The sequence below is a fragment of the Escherichia sp. HH091_1A genome (assembly GCF_030295175.1).
GTDB lineage: Bacteria > Pseudomonadota > Gammaproteobacteria > Enterobacterales > Enterobacteriaceae > Escherichia > Escherichia coli_F.
The window spans coordinates 1543319-1561154 of sequence record NZ_AP025747.1; the positions used below are offsets into that span (position 1 = coordinate 1543319).

Sequence of the window (17836 nt, forward strand, 5' to 3'; positions counted from 1 at the left end):
CTTCAGGCTTTAAATGAGCAATAACCTTAATGAATGTGACGATACATTCTGGAATGGCAGTATTCTCGGCTATTGGCTGAAGTATACCCATACCCGGAAAGAGTTACTCCTTATTTGCCGCGTGGTAAGTCGCTTTACATCGGTAAGGGTAGGGATTTTACAGCACCGTGAAAAATCTCATAATTTTTATGAAATCACTGTACTCACTATGGGTAATGATAAATATCAATGATAGATAAAGTTATCTTATCGTTTGATTTACATCAAATTGCCTTTAGCTACAGACACTAAGGTGGCAGACATCGAAACGAGTATCAGAGGTGTCTATGAGTCACTCATCCGCCCCCGAAAGGGCTACTGGAGCTGTCATTACAGATTGGCGACCGGAAGATCCTGCGTTCTGGCAACAACGCGGTCAACGTATTGCCAGCCGCAACCTGTGGATTTCCGTTCCCTGTCTGCTGCTGGCGTTTTGCGTATGGATGTTGTTCAGCGCTGTTGCGGTGAACTTACCGAAAGTCGGTTTTAATTTTACGACCGATCAGCTATTTATGTTGACGGCGCTGCCTTCGGTTTCTGGCGCGTTGTTACGTGTTCCATACTCCTTTATGGTTCCTATCTTCGGTGGTCGTCGCTGGACGGCGTTCAGCACCGGTATTCTGATTATTCCTTGCGTCTGGCTGGGTTTTGCCGTGCAGGATACCTCCACGCCTTATAGCGTCTTCATCATCATCTCTCTGCTGTGCGGCTTTGCTGGCGCGAACTTCGCATCCAGTATGGCAAACATCAGCTTCTTCTTTCCGAAACAGAAGCAGGGTGGCGCGCTGGGTCTGAATGGTGGTCTGGGCAACATGGGCGTCAGCGTCATGCAGTTGGTTGCTCCGCTGGTGGTATCACTGTCGATTTTCGCAGTATTTGGTAGCCAGGGTGTCAAACAGCCGGATGGGACTGAGCTGTATCTGGCGAATGCGTCCTGGGTATGGGTGCCGTTCCTTGCCATCTTCACCATTGCGGCGTGGTTTGGCATGAACGATCTTGCTACCTCGAAAGCCTCCATCAAGGAGCAGTTGCCGGTACTCAAACGGGGTCATCTGTGGATTATGAGCCTGCTGTATCTGGCAACCTTCGGCTCCTTCATCGGCTTCTCCGCGGGCTTTGCGATGCTGTCAAAAACGCAGTTCCCGGATGTTCAGATTCTGCAATACGCTTTCTTCGGGCCGTTTATTGGTGCGCTGGCGCGTTCTGCAGGTGGTGCATTATCTGACCGTCTGGGCGGAACTCGTGTCACACTGGTGAACTTTATCCTGATGGCGATTTTCAGCGGCCTGCTGTTCCTGACCTTACCGACTGACGGACAGGGCGGAAGCTTCATGGCGTTCTTCGCAGTCTTCCTGGCGCTGTTCCTGACAGCTGGGCTGGGTAGTGGTTCCACTTTCCAGATGATTTCCGTGATCTTCCGTAAACTGACAATGGATCGCGTGAAAGCAGAAGGGGGTTCTGACGAACGTGCGATGCGTGAAGCGGCAACCGACACGGCGGCGGCGCTGGGTTTCATCTCTGCGATTGGCGCGATTGGTGGCTTCTTTATCCCGAAAGCGTTCGGTAGCTCGCTGGCATTAACGGGTTCGCCAGTCGGCGCAATGAAAGTATTTTTGATTTTCTATATCGCCTGCGTAGTGATTACCTGGGCGGTATATGGTCGGCATTCTAAAAAATAAATCTTAATATTTGATTATCCTTTGCGCGGCATGATGTCGCGCTTTTTTTATGCATCATTTAGTTACAACATACTAATGTTATATGGCTTATTTCGCCGGATTTCATTAAGAGCCATTAATATGTTACCCATGGGGAATACTCCTTAATACCCATCTGCATAAAATTCTTAATAGTTTAAATAACTACAGGTATAAAATGCCTTAATTTACAGTATTTTATGATGTAACTGTTAATTATCCTAAAGGGGTATCTTAGGAATTTACTTTATTTTTCATCCCCATCACTCTTGATCGTTATCAATTCCCACGCTGTTTCAGAGCGTTACCTTGCCCTTAAACATTAGCAATGTCGATTTATCAGAGGGCCGACAGGCTCCCACAGGAGAAAACCGATGAGTAAATTCCTGGACCGGTTTCGCTACTTCAAACAGAAGGGTGAAACCTTTGCCGATGGGCATGGCCAGCTTCTGAATACCAACCGTGACTGGGAGGATGGATATCGTCAGCGTTGGCAGCATGACAAAATCGTCCGCTCTACCCACGGGGTAAACTGCACCGGCTCCTGCAGCTGGAAAATCTACGTTAAAAACGGTCTGGTCACCTGGGAAACCCAGCAGACTGACTATCCGCGTACTCGCCCGGACCTGCCAAACCATGAACCTCGCGGCTGCCCGCGCGGTGCCAGCTACTCCTGGTATCTTTACAGCGCCAACCGTCTGAAATACCCGATGATGCGCAAACGCCTGATGAAAATGTGGCGTGAAGCGAAGGCGCTGCATAGCGATCCGGTTGAGGCATGGGCTTCTATCATTGAAGACGCCGATAAAGCGAAAAGCTTTAAGCAGGCGCGTGGACGCGGTGGTTTTGTTCGTTCTTCCTGGCAGGAAGTGAACGAACTGATCGCCGCCTCTAACGTTTACACCATCAAAAACTACGGCCCGGACCGTGTCGCTGGCTTCTCGCCAATTCCGGCAATGTCGATGGTTTCTTACGCGTCGGGTGCGCGTTATCTCTCGCTGCTTGGCGGTACTTGCTTAAGCTTCTACGACTGGTACTGCGATCTGCCTCCTGCGTCTCCACAAACCTGGGGCGAGCAAACTGACGTACCGGAATCTGCTGACTGGTACAACTCCAGCTACATCATCGCCTGGGGGTCAAACGTGCCGCAGACGCGTACTCCGGATGCTCACTTCTTTACTGAAGTGCGTTACAAAGGCACCAAAACTGTTGCCGTCACACCGGACTATGCTGAAATCGCCAAACTGTGCGATCTGTGGCTGGCACCGAAGCAGGGCACCGACGCAGCAATGGCGCTGGCGATGGGCCACGTGATGCTGCGTGAATTCCACCTCGACAACCCAAGCCAGTATTTCACCGACTATGTGCGTCGTTATACCGACATGCCAATGCTGGTGATGCTGGAAGAGCGCGACGGTTACTACGCTGCGGGTCGTATGCTGCGCGCTGCTGATCTGGTGGATGCGCTGGGCCAGGAAAACAATCCGGAATGGAAAACAGTCGCCTTTAATACCAATGGCGAAATGGTTGCGCCGAACGGTTCTATTGGCTTCCGCTGGGGCGAGAAGGGCAAATGGAATCTGGAGCAGCGCGACGGCAAAACTGGCGAAGAAACCGAGCTGCAACTGAGCCTGCTGGGTAGCCAGGATGAGATCGCTGAGGTGGGCTTCCCATACTTTGGTGGCGACGGCACTGAACACTTCAACAAAGTGGAACTGGAAAACGTGCTGCTGCACAAGCTGCCGGTGAAACGCCTGCAACTGGCTGATGGCAGCACTGCACTGGTGACCACCGTTTATGATCTGACGCTGGCAAACTATGGTCTGGAACGTGGCCTGAACGACGTTAACTGTGCAACCAGCTATGACGATGTGAAAGCTTACACCCCTGCGTGGGCCGAGCAGATTACCGGCGTTTCTCGCAGCCAGATTATCCGCATTGCCCGTGAATTTGCTGACAACGCTGATAAGACCCACGGTCGTTCAATGATCATCGTTGGTGCAGGTCTGAACCACTGGTATCACCTCGATATGAACTATCGTGGTCTGATCAACATGCTGATTTTCTGCGGCTGTGTAGGTCAGAGCGGTGGCGGCTGGGCGCACTATGTAGGTCAGGAAAAACTGCGTCCGCAAACCGGCTGGCAGCCGCTGGCGTTTGCTCTTGACTGGCAGCGTCCGGCGCGTCACATGAACAGCACCTCTTATTTCTATAACCACTCCAGCCAGTGGCGTTATGAAACCGTGACCGCAGAAGAGTTGTTGTCGCCGATGGCGGATAAATCCCGTTATACCGGACATCTGATCGACTTTAACGTCCGTGCAGAACGTATGGGCTGGCTGCCGTCTGCGCCGCAGTTAGGCACTAACCCGCTAACTATCGCTCGCGAAGCGGAAAAAGCGGGCATGAATCCGGTGGATTACACCGTGAAATCCCTGAAAGAGGGTTCTATCCGTTTTGCGGCAGAACAACCAGAAAACGGTAAAAACCACCCGCGTAACCTGTTCATCTGGCGTTCTAACCTGCTCGGTTCTTCCGGTAAAGGTCATGAGTTTATGCTCAAGTACCTGCTGGGGACGGAGCACGGTATCCAGGGTAAAGACCTGGGTCAGCAGGGCGGCGTGAAGCCGGAAGAAGTGGACTGGCAGGACAACGGTCTGGAAGGCAAGCTGGATCTGGTGGTGACGCTGGACTTCCGTCTGTCGAGCACCTGTCTCTATTCCGACATCATTTTGCCGACGGCGACCTGGTACGAAAAAGACGACATGAATACTTCGGATATGCATCCGTTTATTCACCCGCTGTCTGCTGCGGTCGATCCGGCCTGGGAAGCGAAAAGCGACTGGGAAATCTACAAAGCCATCGCGAAGAAATTCTCCGAAGTGTGCGTTGGTCATCTGGGCAAAGAAACCGACATCGTCACGCTGCCGATCCAGCACGACTCTGCCGCTGAACTGGCGCAGCCGCTGGATGTGAAAGACTGGAAAAAAGGCGAATGCGACCTGATCCCAGGTAAAACTGCACCGCACATTATGGTCGTAGAGCGCGATTATCCGGCGACTTACGAACGCTTTACCTCTATCGGCCCGCTGATGGAGAAAATCGGTAACGGCGGTAAAGGGATTGCCTGGAACACCCAGAGCGAGATGGATCTGCTGCGTAAGCTCAACTACACCAAAGCGGAAGGTCCGGCGAAAGGCCAGCCGATGCTCAACACCGCAATTGATGCGGCAGAGATGATTCTGACGCTGGCACCGGAAACCAATGGTCAGGTAGCCGTGAAAGCCTGGGCTGCCCTGAGCGAGTTTACCGGTCGTGACCATACGCATCTGGCGCTGAATAAAGAAGACGAGAAGATCCGCTTTCGTGACATTCAGGCGCAGCCGCGCAAAATCATCTCCAGCCCGACCTGGTCTGGCCTTGAAGATGAACATGTTTCTTACAACGCCGGTTACACCAACGTTCACGAGTTGATCCCGTGGCGTACGCTCTCTGGCCGTCAGCAGCTGTATCAGGATCATCAGTGGATGCGTGATTTCGGTGAAAGCCTGCTGGTTTATCGTCCGCCGATCGACACCCGTTCGGTGAAAGAAGTGATGGGTCAGAAATCTAACGGTAATCCGGAAAAAGCGCTCAACTTCCTGACACCGCACCAGAAGTGGGGTATCCACTCCACCTACAGCGACAACCTGCTGATGCTGACTTTAGGTCGCGGTGGTCCGGTGGTCTGGTTGAGTGAAGCCGATGCCAAAGAGCTGGGTATCGCCGATAACGACTGGATTGAAGTCTTCAACAGCAACGGTGCACTGACTGCTCGTGCGGTTGTCAGCCAGCGTGTTCCGGCAGGGATGACCATGATGTACCACGCGCAGGAACGTATCGTTAACCTGCCTGGTTCAGAAATCACCAGTCAGCGCGGCGGTATTCATAACTCGGTCACCCGTATCACGCCGAAACCGACGCATATGATCGGCGGCTATGCCCATCTGGCATACGGCTTTAACTACTACGGCACTGTAGGTTCTAACCGCGATGAATTTGTTGTAGTGCGTAAGATGAAGAACATTGACTGGTTAGATGGCGAAGGCAATGACCAGGTACAGGAGAGCGTAAAATGAAAATTCGTTCACAAGTCGGCATGGTGCTGAATCTGGATAAGTGCATCGGTTGCCACACCTGTTCAGTGACCTGTAAAAACGTCTGGACCAGCCGTGAAGGCGTGGAATACGCGTGGTTCAACAACGTGGAAACCAAGCCGGGCCAGGGCTTCCCGACAGACTGGGAAAACCAGGAGAAATACAAAGGCGGCTGGATCCGTAAAATCAACGGCAAACTGCAACCGCGCATGGGGAACCGCGCCATGCTGCTGGGTAAAATCTTCGCTAACCCGCATCTGCCGGGGATCGACGATTATTACGAGCCGTTCGATTTTGACTATCAGAACCTGCATACCGCGCCGGAAGGCAGCAAATCGCAGCCGATTGCCCGTCCACGTTCGCTGATTACCGGCGAACGGATGGCGAAAATCGAAAAAGGGCCAAACTGGGAAGATGACCTGGGCGGCGAGTTTGACAAACTGGCGAAAGACAAGAACTTCGACAACATCCAGAAGGCGATGTATAGCCAGTTCGAAAACACCTTCATGATGTATTTGCCACGCCTGTGCGAACACTGCCTGAACCCGGCATGTGTGGCGACCTGTCCAAGCGGGGCTATCTACAAGCGTGAAGAAGATGGCATCGTCCTGATCGACCAGGACAAATGCCGCGGCTGGCGTATGTGCATCACCGGATGCCCGTACAAAAAAATCTACTTCAACTGGAAGAGCGGTAAGTCTGAGAAGTGCATCTTCTGCTATCCGCGTATTGAAGCCGGTCAGCCGACGGTGTGCTCTGAAACCTGTGTCGGTCGTATCCGTTATCTTGGCGTGCTGCTGTACGATGCCGACGCGATTGAACGTGCAGCCAGCACCGAGAACGAGAAAGATCTCTACCAGCGTCAGCTGGACGTGTTCCTCGATCCGAACGATCCGAAAGTCATCGAGCAGGCGATTAAGGACGGTATTCCGCTGAGCGTTATTGAAGCCGCACAGCAGTCGCCGGTTTATAAAATGGCGATGGAATGGAAACTGGCGCTGCCGCTGCATCCGGAATATCGCACACTGCCGATGGTCTGGTACGTGCCGCCTCTGTCGCCGATTCAGTCTGCGGCAGATGCGGGCGAGCTGGGCAGCAACGGTATTTTGCCAGACGTCGAAAGCTTGCGTATCCCGGTACAGTATCTGGCGAATCTGCTGACCGCCGGTGATACCAAACCGGTACTGCGCGCGCTGAAACGTATGCTGGCGATGCGTCATTACAAACGTGCTGAAACCGTTGACGGTAAAGTTGATACCCGTGCGCTGGAAGAGGTCGGTCTGACCGAAGCTCAGGCACAGGAGATGTACCGTTATCTGGCGATTGCCAACTATGAAGATCGCTTTGTAGTGCCGAGCAGTCATCGTGAACTGGCGCGGGAAGCCTTCCCGGAGAAAAATGGCTGCGGCTTTACCTTTGGTGACGGCTGCCACGGTTCAGATACCAAATTTAATCTGTTCAACAGCCGCCGTATCGATGCCATCGACGTGACCAGTAAAACGGAGCCGCACCCATGATCGAACTCGTGATTGTATCGCGTCTCCTGGAATATCCGGATGCTGCCTTATGGCAGCATCAACAAGAGATGTTTGAGGCGATTGCTGCGTCGGAAAATCTGTCGAAAGAGGATGCCCATGCGCTGGGCATTTTCCTGCGCGATTTAACAGCGCTGGATCCGCTGGATGCTCAGGCCCAGTACAGCGAACTGTTCGACCGTGGCCGCGCCACGTCACTGTTGCTATTTGAACATGTTCACGGTGAATCCCGTGACCGCGGCCAGGCAATGGTTGACTTGTTGGCACAGTATGAGCAGCACGGTTTGCAATTGAACAGTCGTGAATTACCGGATCATCTGCCGCTGTATCTGGAGTATCTGGCGCAGCTGCCGCAAAGCGAAGCCGTGGAAGGTTTGAAAGATATCGCGCCGATTCTGGCGTTGCTGAGCGCGCGTCTGCAACAACGTGAAAGCCGTTATGCCGTGCTGTTTGATCTGCTGCTGAAACTGGCGAATACCGCTATCGACAGCGACAAAGTGGCGGAAAAAATTGCTGATGAAGCGCGCGACGATACGCCACAGGCGCTGGATGCCGTCTGGGAAGAAGAGCAGGTTAAATTCTTTGCTGACAAAGGCTGCGGTGATTCAGCAATCACTGCTCATCAGCGTCGCTTTGCCGGTGCCGTCGCGCCGCAATATCTGAATATCACCACCGGAGGACAGCACTAATGCAATTCCTGAATATGTTCTTCTTTGATATCTACCCGTACATAGCCGGGGCCGTCTTCCTGATTGGTAGCTGGCTGCGCTATGACTACGGGCAGTACACCTGGCGCGCGGCATCCAGCCAGATGCTGGATCGCAAAGGGATGAACCTGGCGTCGAACCTGTTCCATATCGGTATTCTGGGGATTTTTGTCGGTCACTTCCTCGGTATGTTAACGCCGCACTGGGTTTACGAAGCGTGGCTGCCAATTGAAGTGAAACAGAAAATGGCGATGTTTGCTGGTGGTGCCAGCGGCGTGCTGTGCCTGATTGGCGGCGTGCTGTTGCTGAAGCGTCGTTTGACCAGCCCACGCGTACGAGCAACGACTACTGGGGCGGACATCCTGATCCTGTCGCTACTCGTTATCCAGTGCGCACTGGGCCTACTGACCATTCCATTTTCTGCCCAACATATGGACGGTAGCGAGATGATGAAACTGGTTGGCTGGGCGCAGTCGGTGGTGACCTTCCACGGTGGCGCTTCTCAACACCTTGATGGTGTGGCGTTTATCTTCCGTCTGCACCTGGTGCTGGGGATGACGTTATTCCTGCTGTTCCCGTTCTCGCGTCTGGTGCACATCTGGAGCGTACCGGTGGAGTATCTGACACGTAAGTATCAGCTGGTGCGTGCTCGCCACTAAGCACGACATAGTGCCTGATGCGCTGCGCTTATCAGGCCTACAGAGTCATACAATTCATTGATATTACGTGATATGTATGCCGGATAAGGCGTTCACGCCGCATCCGGCATAACGCAACGCACGTTGTCAGCCGGCTGAAATCGCCAGTTACACTCTGTGGATTTTTTCGGATTGTAGGGAAACGTAGCTCATCTATATGATAGGTCCCCCTGGAGCAGTGAAGGAGCACTGGTCGTGGATCTACCTAATCAACCGACGATCTCCGCGGCGTTAAAAATAATCGCCACGGGGATCGCCTTACCCCCTGATAAAATTACCTCTCAACAACTGGATGTTCAGCTAAATAAACCTGCGGGCTACGTTGAGCGACGTTCCGGCATTTGCTGGCGCTATTTTGCCAGCAACGACGCCAGCCAGGCCGAACTGGCGGCAGACGCTTTACATAATGCGTTATCAGCGGCTGCCTTAAAACCCGGTGATATCGATCTGTTAATTAGTGCGTCAGCCGTTGCCGTACAGGCATTACCCTGTAGCGCAATTCATATTCTTAAAGCCGCTGCCATGCCCGCTGGCATTGCCGGGTTTGATATCAACAGCAGTTGCGTCAGCTTTATTTCCGCTCTGGAAGTTGCTGCCGGATTATTAAACAGTGGGGCATACCGGCGAATTGCCATCGTCTCGGCAGATATCGCTTCACGCGGTATCGACTGGAATCATGAAGAGTCTTCATTAATTTTTGGTGATGGCGCGGCATGCGCGATTGTCGAGCGGGGCGATGGTAGCAGCGGGATTGTTGCCAGCCTGATCGAAATGTATCCCGAAGGCAGCAAACTGTGTGAAATTCGTGCTGGCGGCACGCGGCGTAATCCTCGTTCAGGCATCAGTGATAGCGACTTTCTTTTTCATATGCAGGGGAAACCGCTGTTTCGTTTTGCCTCTTCACTTATTGAAGATTATTTTTCGCGCTTACTGCAAAAAAGCGGTCTGCAACTGGCTGATATCGGTACGGTCGTTCCGCATCAGGCTAGTCATCTTTCCCTTGAACATATGCGTAAACGGCTGCGAGTGCCGGAATCCGCGCTTATTGATGTCTACCGTTTCTACGGTAATCAGGTCGCGGCCTCTATCCCTACGGCGCTGCATGAAGCGATGATTAGCGGTCGTTTTGCTGCGAATAAACCTGCAATGTTGATTGGCACGGCGGCGGGATTAACGCTGTCAGGCATGGTGCTTTTACCGTGAAAATTCTCGTGACGGGGGCGACCAGCGGCCTGGGGCGAAATGCCGTACATTATTTGTTGGAGTTGGGTGTTTCGGTTGTGGCAACAGGACGAAATCGCGAGGTTGGCAAAGTTCTCGCAAGCGAAGGTGCACAGTTTGTGGCTCTCGATTTAACCGAGGCAACTGAGGATGACTGCGCCCGGTTGATGGAAGGCTGCGATGCCGTCTGGCACTGTGCGGCAAAGTCTTCGCCATGGGGCGACAAAACGGCATTCTGGCTTGCTAATGTTAAAGCGACCCACACCCTGGCACATGCGGCAGGCAGGCTGAATATTCCCCGGTTCATCTATATCTCCACGCCTGCGGTTTACTTTGATTTTCAACATCACTATGACCTGCAAGAAACCTGGCTTGCACGAGCATTCTCAAGCCATTACGCCAGTAGTAAATATGCCGCTGAGCAGGCTATTGCCGGGGCTGTCGCTCAATATCCTGCCACGACGTTTATTCTTTTGCGTCCACGCGGGCTTTTTGGCCCCTATGACCAGGTAATTGTTCCCCGTCTGATGCAGCAATTGCAACAGGGCGGCGGTTGCTTACGTTTGCCGCGCGGGGGGGAAGCGTTATTGGATCTCACTTTCGTGCAAAACGTGGTGTATGCCATGCAGCTGGCAACGCAAGTTGAAGGATTACGCTCTGGCTGTATTTACAACATCAGCAACCATCAGCCGCAGAAATTATCTGTAATGCTTGACGCCTTGCTGCGCCAACAACTGGGATTGAGCTACCAAATTGCTACCGTTCCCTGGCCATTGCTTTCTCTGGTCGCGCGCGGCCTGGAGCTGTACGGGAAATGCGTTAATCAGGAACCTGTTATCACACGTTACAGCGCCGGAACACTCTGTTTTGATATGACGCTGAGTGCGCAAAAGGCCATTACAGAGTTGGGATATCACCCGCGCTTTTCGATGGAGCAAGGTATTGCAATCACGGGACAATGGCTGAGGGAACATGGCAAAAATAACCGTATTTGAAACGGGCTGGTGTACCCATATTGGCTGTATTGCGCTGAAAGGGGCTGGGCTGAAAGTGTGTAAGTTCCCTGCCCGCGCCTGGCTGCTGGAAGTGGGCGAGAAATGCTGGCTGTGGGACACCGGTTATTCTTCGTGGTTTGAACATTACACGCAATCCGGTGTATTTCGTCTTTATCGCCAGGTCACGCCGGTTTATTACGAGCCGCAACAGGCGCTGATGCGGCAACTCTCCGCACACGGACTGGCGGCTAAAGATGTTGATGCGATTATTCTGTCGCATTTTCATGCCGATCATATTGCCGGTCTGCGCGATTTCCCTGATGTCGCTTGCATCTGTTCTGGTGAAGGCTGGCGGCAGGTAAGAACGCTGCGTGGCATAGCCGCACTGCGTCAGGCCTTTGTGCCCGGATTGATCCCGGAAAATTTTGAGTCTTCACTGCGCTTTATTGAAAGTTTTTCATCGGTGAATTTACCCCCAGAACTGGCGCCGTTTGAGTGCGGCTATTTGCTGCCAGAAAGCAATGGCGAAATTATCCTCGTGCCGCTTCCTGGTCATGCTGCCGGACATATTGGTGCGTTTGTGTTAACCGACAATGGCTGGACTTTACTGGCTGCCGATGCCGCTTGGGCACCCGCAAACTACTGCGAACTGCGTGGACCTTCTCCGCTGGCGCATCTGGTTATGTCGGACAGTCACGCTTACCACCGCACGCTTGGGCGATTGCATCAGCTTTGGCAAAACGGCGAGGTTGATATTCGTTTGTGCCACGAGGGGGATTTATGATCCCGTTGACCTTGCTCTGGCGCTACTTTCGTACCCGCAGGCTGCATTTTACCGATCGTAAGGTGCTGGAAAACTGGCAGGCAAAAAGGCTGCATCAGTTCCGGCAAAATGTCTTGTCTAAAAGCCCGTGGTTTCAGCGTTATCTGGCGTTGCCCTTTAACCAGTGGCCGTTGATGGGCAAAGCGTTAATGATGGCGCATTTCGATGAGATGAATACCGCTGGTTTAAAGCGCGACGAACTTCTCGCTTGTGCAATGCGCAGTGAGCAGAGCCGTGATTTCAAACCCTGTGTGGGCAAGTTCAGCGTTGGGCTTTCATCAGGTACATCGGGGCGTCGTGGACTTTTTGTTGTTAGCCCGCACGAACAACAGATGTGGGCCGCGGGTGTGCTGGCAAAAGTGCTGCCCGACGGTTTATTTGCCAAAGAGCGGGTGGCGCTGTTTCTGCGTGCGGACAACAACCTCTATCAAAGCGTGAACAATCGCTGGTTAAGTCTCGATTTTTACGATCTGCTAGCGCCATTTCAGGCGCAACTCAAACTTCTGCAACAGCGAGCACCCACGATTATTGTCGCCCCAGCTCAGGTATTACGCGCACTGGCTCTGGCGGTGATTGCCGGAGAGCTAACGCTAAAGGTCAAAAAAGTGATTTCGGTGGCGGAAGTTCTGGAGCCGCAGGATCGGGAATTACTGCGAAGCGTGTTCAACAATGTGGGCGAGATTTATCAGGCGACAGAAGGCTTTCTCGCTTCCACCTGCCGCTGTGGCAGCTTACATCTCAATGAAGAATTTATTCACATTGAACCGCAATGGCTGGATGAGCACCGTTTCGTGCCGATTGTCACTGACTTTACTCGCACCACGCAGCCGATAGTGCGTTATCGACTGGATGACATACTGGTGGCAAGTGGACAGCCATGCCCCTGTGGCAGTGCAACAATGGTGATTGCGCGTATCGAAGGGCGGCAGGACGATCAACTGCAACTGCCGACAAGATCTGGCGATATTCAGACCGTTTTTGCCGATTCCTGTAGCCGTGTGCTGGCGATGACGCTGCCGCTAACGGCCGATTATCGCCTGCTACAAACCGGGGCAGCGCAGCTGACGCTAATAGCAGATTGCGAACCGGGGATGCTGGAGCATTGCCGGGAGGCATTGAATGCTTTGTTTTTGTGCCAGAATATCGCGGTAGAGCAATTGATATGGTCGCTGGAATCGCAAACTGTGGCAGTCGCTTTTGCGGCCAAGCGGCGGCGCATTGTGCGTCAGTGGGGGCGGGAATGAGCAATCTACTGCTACGCCTGAAACAGATACTGCTTGGCTGGGGAACCGTTGGGGTTATTTACAACTTTAGCGACTACCTGCAAGGTGAGGGATATCAATTAACACCGTCAGTAATTGATAATTTAATTGCGTTTTCTCCTTCTGCAGTGTGGCTGTACCTCTCGTTTTTTCTCCTTGTACCGTTAGGCTATTTATCAACGCCGCTTTGCCATCTACGCTGGCTGGCACGGTCAATGCAACTTTCGGCACTGGTAGCCGGCCTGTTTTATCTTCTCTGGCCCACAACAATGCAATATCCCTCGTTTGGTCAGTCGGGGATATCTGCGGGCGCACTAAACGGGCTGATAGCGATTGACTCAAGCCAGAACTGTTTTCCCTCTTTACACGCGGCGCTTACGCTGTTGGCTGTATGGGCGATAGCCAAAAAGGGGAACCGTTGGCTGACATTATTGAGCGTGGTCTGGGCGATAGCGATCGCCTTTTCGATTTTGCAATTACGTAGACATTTATTTATCGATTTAGTAGGCGGCGCGTTGCTGGCGTCGATTTGCGGTTGGATATGCGCAACATGCGAGAAAAGGAAGACGCAATATGAGTGATTTACTGTTTCCCATAATATCGATGGTGCTGTTGGTGTTAGCCGAAGCGGGTGTGTTGCAATTCACCGGGCGGCAAAAAGTAGACTGGCTGGACGTTATTTTTAATATCAACTCCGGTCATATGATGCTGTGGTTATTTCGCTGTCTGGAAGTGCTCTGCTATGGCCTGGTGGTCAATCACTTCAGCCTTGGACTGTTTGATAATGCGCCGGTGATCCTGCTGTGGCTGTTTACTATCCTGGCGTGGGATTTCGGCTTTTACTGGCTGCATCGCTGGCATCACGAAATGCGACCGCTGTGGGCGGTACATGTGGTGCATCATCAGGGAGAACACTACAACCTCTCATTAGGCGTGCGGAACTCGTGGTACTCCTCGTTAACCTCAATCCCGTTCTTTATGCTGCTGGCGATGGTTGGTGTGCCATTGCAGGTCTTTTTGGCGGTTTCTATTATTCACTACAGTTGGCAATTTTTTAACCATAACGCGCTAACGCCGAAACTGGGTTGGCTGGAAAAAGTGCTGATCACGCCTTCGCATCATCGCGCCCATCATCTGAATGAAAAGCAGTATGCTGATACCAATTACGGTGGCACTTTATTGTTGTGGGATAAACTTTTCGGTTCGTATAGTGCCGGACCGGAACACGACGTAGGCTACGGCGTAAAAAATAGCCGCTTGTCCTGTAACCCGATGCGCGAGAGTAATCTGCCATTTTTACGCTTAATGGGCTTTCGCTCATTTGGCAAAGCGATTGAATGTCGCTACCAGAGTTCTCCGTGGGCGGTAGGAGCAGGGGTGATTCTGCTGTTTATGCTGGTGCTTGGCTACATTCAACAATATGGCTATGGCATCGAGTTTATTACCAGTGAGCAGGCCGTATTATTTGTTCTGCTGGTGGCAGGCTCCGTTGCGCTGGGGGGCATGAGCGACGGGCAGCGTTGGGGTCTGATTTTGTGGTGCTCTGTGACGTTGTCACTGCTCTATTTTATTCTTTTTTTGTGTTCATGGAGCACTCTGCTCTGGAAGGGATTAGCGGGCATTTTGCTGGCCCATTGTGTGTTATTCGTGACTGGTGTGGGCCGTAAGTCTTTCTTTAAGGAAACGCTATGAACCTGTTTAAGCCCGACAGGTTAATCACTTTTCCTGCTGATGATCCGCTACTGGTGAAACAGTTGCAGAATGGTACGAAATCGTACCTCGCAAAAGCAGGCGATCATCGATATGCCGACGGCTGGGCATTTGCCAAAATGGCGATGTTGATTATTGCCTGTTTATGCTGTTATGCAGTGGCGTTGTCTCAAAACCAGTGGGGACTGTATCTGTTGTGGTATCTGGCGATGATGTTTTGCGCCATGCTGTTAGCGGTCAATGTAGTGCATGACGCTTCTCACGATGCATTTTTGCGTGGTAAAAAGGCCAATGCCTGGCTTAACCGGTGGGTTGCAATTCCTATGGGACTTGATCCGGACTGCTGGCGGGTGCGCCACGTTCGCTTTCATCACGGTTTTACCAATATTGAATTTTACGATCCTGACACCGCAGAAAATGGCATTCTTCGCCAGACCCCGTGGCAACGGTGGCGACCTTTTATGCGCCAGCAGCATCGCTACTGGCCACTGGTCGCCGCTCTCACCTTTCCCTGGTATATCTGGGTGGTGGACTGGCTCGATCGCGCAGGGTTTACGCCGGTAACGCGGCATCTGGCTGCGCGTGGCTTTTCTGGCTGGGGGTATTTTTTAGCCGGGAAACTGGCGCATTGTGCGCTTTGTTTAATACTTCCCTGGCTTCTGTCTGAATTTGATTTTATGACCATCCTGCTGACTTATCTGCTCAGCCAGCTGCTGGCGTCATTGATTTTTGTGATGTTGATTATCGGAACGCACTGGGCGAAGGGACATACGCAGTTACCACCAGAAGAGGGCAAAATGGCCGTGGGCCGGCTGGCGCATACCTTCGCTACTACCTTTGACTGGACGCCGCAACCTGCATGGCTTGGTTACTGGCTGGGCGGGATTAATCTGCATCTTACCCATCATCTTTTTCCTCACTGGCATCATCGCCATTATCCAGCGTTAAGCCGCATTATCGCTCAAATTGCCAGCCCGCAAGGTCTGGATTATCAGTTGTTGACGTTAGCGGATTTGTTGAGGCTACAGCAGCAGTTTTTACGGCGAATGGGGGAGAAGCCGATAGACTGAGAATGGAATCAAGTGATGGTGGTGAGGGAAGGATTACTCAGCGCTGCGCGCTTCGCCCTACGGGTCGTTGCCTGCGGCAACGCTCTCTCGCTGGCGCTCGAGTCGAACCTTAGTCAAAGCTTCTCATCCTTCCCCGTATGGGCAGAATATTCAATTACGGATTCGTTGGAGAATACAGGGGTTTTTGAAAGTGATGGTGGTGGGGGAAGGATTCGAACCTTCGAAGTCGATGACGGCAGATTTACAGTCTGCTCCCTTTGGCCGCTCGGGAACCCCACCAGGGATAATTCAAATTTTGATGTAATGCTTGAGATGGTGGTGGGGGAAGGATTCGAACCTTCGAAGTCGATGACGGCAGATTTACAGTCTGCTCCCTTTGGCCGCTCGGGAACCCCACCACGGGGTAATGCTTTTTACTGGCCTGCTCCCTTGTGGGGAAGCGGGGCGCATCATATCAAATGACACGCCGCTGTAAAGGGTTACGTTGAGAAAAATGAACTGGTTGCGTAATTTTCATCCGTAACGGATTAAAGGCAACCAGTTCTATTTTGCCAGCGATTAAAGAATAATCGTCCGGTTACCGTAAACAAATACACGCTGCGCCAGCACTTTGTAAAGCGCGCGGCTTAAGACGTTTTTCTCGACATCACGACCTGCACGCATCATATCTTCAGCCGTGTATGTATGATCGACATGAATAACGTCCTGCATGATGATTGGGCCTTCATCCAGATTGTCATTCACATAGTGAGCGGTTGCACCAATAATCTTCACGCCACGCTCATAGGCCTGGTGATAGGGACGTGCACCGATAAACGCTGGCAGGAATGAATGGTGAATATTGATAATTTTATTCGGGAAGCGTGCTACGAACTCTGGCGTTAATACGCGCATATACTTCGCCAGCACCACGTAGTCAGGCTGATAAGCGTCAATGGCATCCGCCATTTTTTGATCGTGCTCGTTGCGACTTAATCCTTCATGACTTACCAGCTCAAACGGAATATCAAAACGCTCAACCAGAGAACGTAAAGTATCGTGGTTACCAATAACTGCCGCGATTTCGACATCCAGGCCGCCGTAATTGGCTTTCATCAACAAATCGCCAAGGCAATGCGCCTCTTTAGTGACCAGAATCACTATCCGGCGACGACCGGCAGGATTCAGCTCACGTACGGAGCCTTCTGGCAATGCGCTGTCGAGATCCGCCAGCAGGGTGGAATCATTAAAAATGCCTTCCAGTTCCGTGCGCATAAAAAAGCGCCCGGTACGGTGATCAACAAATTCATTGTTCTGCACGATATTTAACTCGTGCTTGTAGCAAATATTGGTAATACGGGCGATCAGACCTTTTTGGTCCGGACAAATAGTACGCAGAACTTTACGTTGGAGTGAATGCATTGCTGGAAAAACCTTGTTGAGAGTGTTTGCTAAACCGTACCGTCAACCATTATTGGCCGCAGCACTTTTTAAATTTTTTACCTGAACCACAAGGGCAGGGATCGTTGCGGCCAAACTGCGGACGTGTACCGTCAATATAGTACCATTGACCGTTTTCTTTCAAAAATCGCGAACGTTCAATTATTGCACCTGTTTTGCCACCTTCGGTAAATCGAGCAACAAAACTGACAAATCCGATATTGTCGCCGTCCTGCCAACAATGTTCAAATACGGTCAATCCCAACCATTCAGTATGCGCAAATCCGGCAATCAATTCGGCACGTAACGCCGCCGCTCCACAAGATGGATGCCAGGTCTTTATTAAATAATCTGCGTCTTGCATCACAAAAGCGCAGTAACGCGAACGCATGAGATGTTCTGGATCAGGTGCAACCTTTTCACCAGACACATAAGGGTGGCAACATAGGCTATACTCGACAGCACTACCACAGGGACAAAGCTGAGACACAAATAATCTCCCTGGAAACAATAACGGCGTATTA

The 17836-nt window shown here is 52.0% G+C and carries 14 protein-coding genes, 2 tRNA genes and 1 other RNA gene; 12 read left to right on the plus strand and 5 right to left on the minus strand.

Annotated features, from left to right (window positions below; genetic code table 11):
• Window positions 1–326 precede the first annotated feature (326 nt).
• The 12 genes from narK to QUF14_RS07660 all read left to right on the plus strand — a co-directional run bounded on the left by narK (window position 327) and on the right by QUF14_RS07660 (window position 15893).
• Window positions 327–1718 carry a nitrate transporter NarK gene (narK, locus tag QUF14_RS07605; protein WP_000019836.1) on the plus strand — a complete coding sequence of 464 codons (1392 nt, stop codon included), beginning with the start codon at window positions 327–329 and terminating at the stop codon, window positions 1716–1718.
• Between the two features lie 392 nt (window positions 1719–2110).
• Window positions 2111–5854: a nitrate reductase subunit alpha gene (locus QUF14_RS07610; RefSeq protein WP_000032974.1), complete on the plus strand. Its 3744-nt coding sequence runs from the start codon at window positions 2111–2113 to the stop codon at window positions 5852–5854.
• The gene (gene narH, locus QUF14_RS07615) at window positions 5851–7389 is read left to right on the plus strand and encodes a nitrate reductase subunit beta (RefSeq protein WP_000702650.1); all 1539 of its coding nucleotides are present in this window, start codon (window positions 5851–5853) and stop codon (window positions 7387–7389) included. The genes QUF14_RS07610 and narH overlap by 4 nt, the downstream gene beginning before the upstream one ends.
• A complete protein-coding gene (gene narJ, locus QUF14_RS07620) occupies window positions 7386–8096 on the plus strand; it encodes a nitrate reductase molybdenum cofactor assembly chaperone (RefSeq protein ID WP_000571676.1) in 711 nt (236 codons plus the stop codon). The genes narH and narJ overlap by 4 nt, the downstream gene beginning before the upstream one ends.
• On the plus strand, window positions 8096–8773 hold the full coding sequence (narI, locus tag QUF14_RS07625; RefSeq protein ID WP_001160122.1) for a respiratory nitrate reductase subunit gamma: 678 nt from the start codon (window positions 8096–8098) through the stop codon (window positions 8771–8773). Before narJ ends, narI begins: the two co-directional genes overlap by 1 nt.
• Before the next feature lie 234 nt (window positions 8774–9007).
• The gene (locus tag QUF14_RS07630) at window positions 9008–10015 is read left to right on the plus strand and encodes a 3-oxoacyl-[acyl-carrier-protein] synthase III C-terminal domain-containing protein (protein ID WP_000365495.1); all 1008 of its coding nucleotides are present in this window, start codon (window positions 9008–9010) and stop codon (window positions 10013–10015) included.
• The gene (locus tag QUF14_RS07635) at window positions 10012–11028 is read left to right on the plus strand and encodes an NAD-dependent epimerase/dehydratase family protein (RefSeq protein ID WP_100733949.1); all 1017 of its coding nucleotides are present in this window, start codon (window positions 10012–10014) and stop codon (window positions 11026–11028) included. Before QUF14_RS07630 ends, QUF14_RS07635 begins: the two co-directional genes overlap by 4 nt.
• A complete protein-coding gene (locus tag QUF14_RS07640) occupies window positions 11006–11812 on the plus strand; it encodes an MBL fold metallo-hydrolase (protein ID WP_001074295.1) in 807 nt (268 codons plus the stop codon). Before QUF14_RS07635 ends, QUF14_RS07640 begins: the two co-directional genes overlap by 23 nt.
• Window positions 11809–13095, plus strand: a complete 1287-nt coding sequence (locus QUF14_RS07645) for a F390 synthetase-related protein (protein WP_000612690.1) — start codon at window positions 11809–11811, stop codon at window positions 13093–13095. The genes QUF14_RS07640 and QUF14_RS07645 overlap by 4 nt, the downstream gene beginning before the upstream one ends.
• The gene (locus QUF14_RS07650; protein WP_024212261.1) at window positions 13092–13694 is read left to right on the plus strand and encodes a phosphatase PAP2 family protein; all 603 of its coding nucleotides are present in this window, start codon (window positions 13092–13094) and stop codon (window positions 13692–13694) included. Before QUF14_RS07645 ends, QUF14_RS07650 begins: the two co-directional genes overlap by 4 nt.
• Window positions 13687–14805 (plus strand): sterol desaturase family protein, encoded by a 1119-nt coding sequence (locus QUF14_RS07655; RefSeq protein ID WP_100733950.1) that lies wholly within the window; start codon window positions 13687–13689, stop codon window positions 14803–14805. The genes QUF14_RS07650 and QUF14_RS07655 overlap by 8 nt, the downstream gene beginning before the upstream one ends.
• Entirely contained in the window at window positions 14802–15893 is a 1092-nt protein-coding gene (locus QUF14_RS07660; RefSeq protein ID WP_001048157.1) for a fatty acid desaturase family protein, read from the plus strand. The genes QUF14_RS07655 and QUF14_RS07660 overlap by 4 nt, the downstream gene beginning before the upstream one ends.
• Window positions 15894–15909: 16 nt before the next feature.
• On the opposite strand, the gene QUF14_RS07665 is transcribed toward QUF14_RS07660, so the two are convergent.
• The 5 genes from QUF14_RS07665 to QUF14_RS07685 form a co-directional block, all read right to left on the minus strand.
• Window positions 15910–16041: non-coding RNA, RtT sRNA (locus QUF14_RS07665), on the minus strand.
• A gap of 46 nt (window positions 16042–16087) precedes the next feature.
• Window positions 16088–16172: transfer RNA gene (locus QUF14_RS07670), tRNA-Tyr, on the minus strand.
• Between the two features lie 34 nt (window positions 16173–16206).
• A tRNA-Tyr gene (locus QUF14_RS07675) sits at window positions 16207–16291 on the minus strand.
• 160 nt (window positions 16292–16451) lie between these two features.
• Window positions 16452–17294, minus strand: a complete 843-nt coding sequence (purU, locus tag QUF14_RS07680) for a formyltetrahydrofolate deformylase (RefSeq protein WP_000555849.1) — start codon at window positions 17292–17294, stop codon at window positions 16452–16454.
• A 49-nt stretch (window positions 17295–17343) separates the two neighbouring features.
• Entirely contained in the window at window positions 17344–17802 is a 459-nt protein-coding gene (locus tag QUF14_RS07685; RefSeq protein ID WP_001602321.1) for a YchJ family protein, read from the minus strand.
• Between the last annotated feature and the right edge of the window lie 34 nt (window positions 17803–17836).

Coding starts and splice junctions, on each gene's coding strand:
- narK (WP_000019836.1), top strand. CDS start 327: ATGAGTCACTCATCCGCCCCCGAAAGGGCTACTGGAGCTGTCATTACA.
- QUF14_RS07610 (WP_000032974.1), top strand. CDS start 2,111: ATGAGTAAATTCCTGGACCGGTTTCGCTACTTCAAACAGAAGGGTGAA.
- narH (WP_000702650.1), top strand. CDS start 5,851: ATGAAAATTCGTTCACAAGTCGGCATGGTGCTGAATCTGGATAAGTGC.
- narJ (WP_000571676.1), top strand. CDS start 7,386: ATGATCGAACTCGTGATTGTATCGCGTCTCCTGGAATATCCGGATGCT.
- narI (WP_001160122.1), top strand. CDS start 8,096: ATGCAATTCCTGAATATGTTCTTCTTTGATATCTACCCGTACATAGCC.
- QUF14_RS07640 (WP_001074295.1), top strand. CDS start 11,006: ATGGCAAAAATAACCGTATTTGAAACGGGCTGGTGTACCCATATTGGC.
- QUF14_RS07645 (WP_000612690.1), top strand. CDS start 11,809: ATGATCCCGTTGACCTTGCTCTGGCGCTACTTTCGTACCCGCAGGCTG.
- QUF14_RS07650 (WP_024212261.1), top strand. CDS start 13,092: ATGAGCAATCTACTGCTACGCCTGAAACAGATACTGCTTGGCTGGGGA.
- QUF14_RS07655 (WP_100733950.1), top strand. CDS start 13,687: ATGAGTGATTTACTGTTTCCCATAATATCGATGGTGCTGTTGGTGTTA.
- QUF14_RS07660 (WP_001048157.1), top strand. CDS start 14,802: ATGAACCTGTTTAAGCCCGACAGGTTAATCACTTTTCCTGCTGATGAT.
- purU (WP_000555849.1), bottom strand. CDS start 17,294: ATGCATTCACTCCAACGTAAAGTTCTGCGTACTATTTGTCCGGACCAA.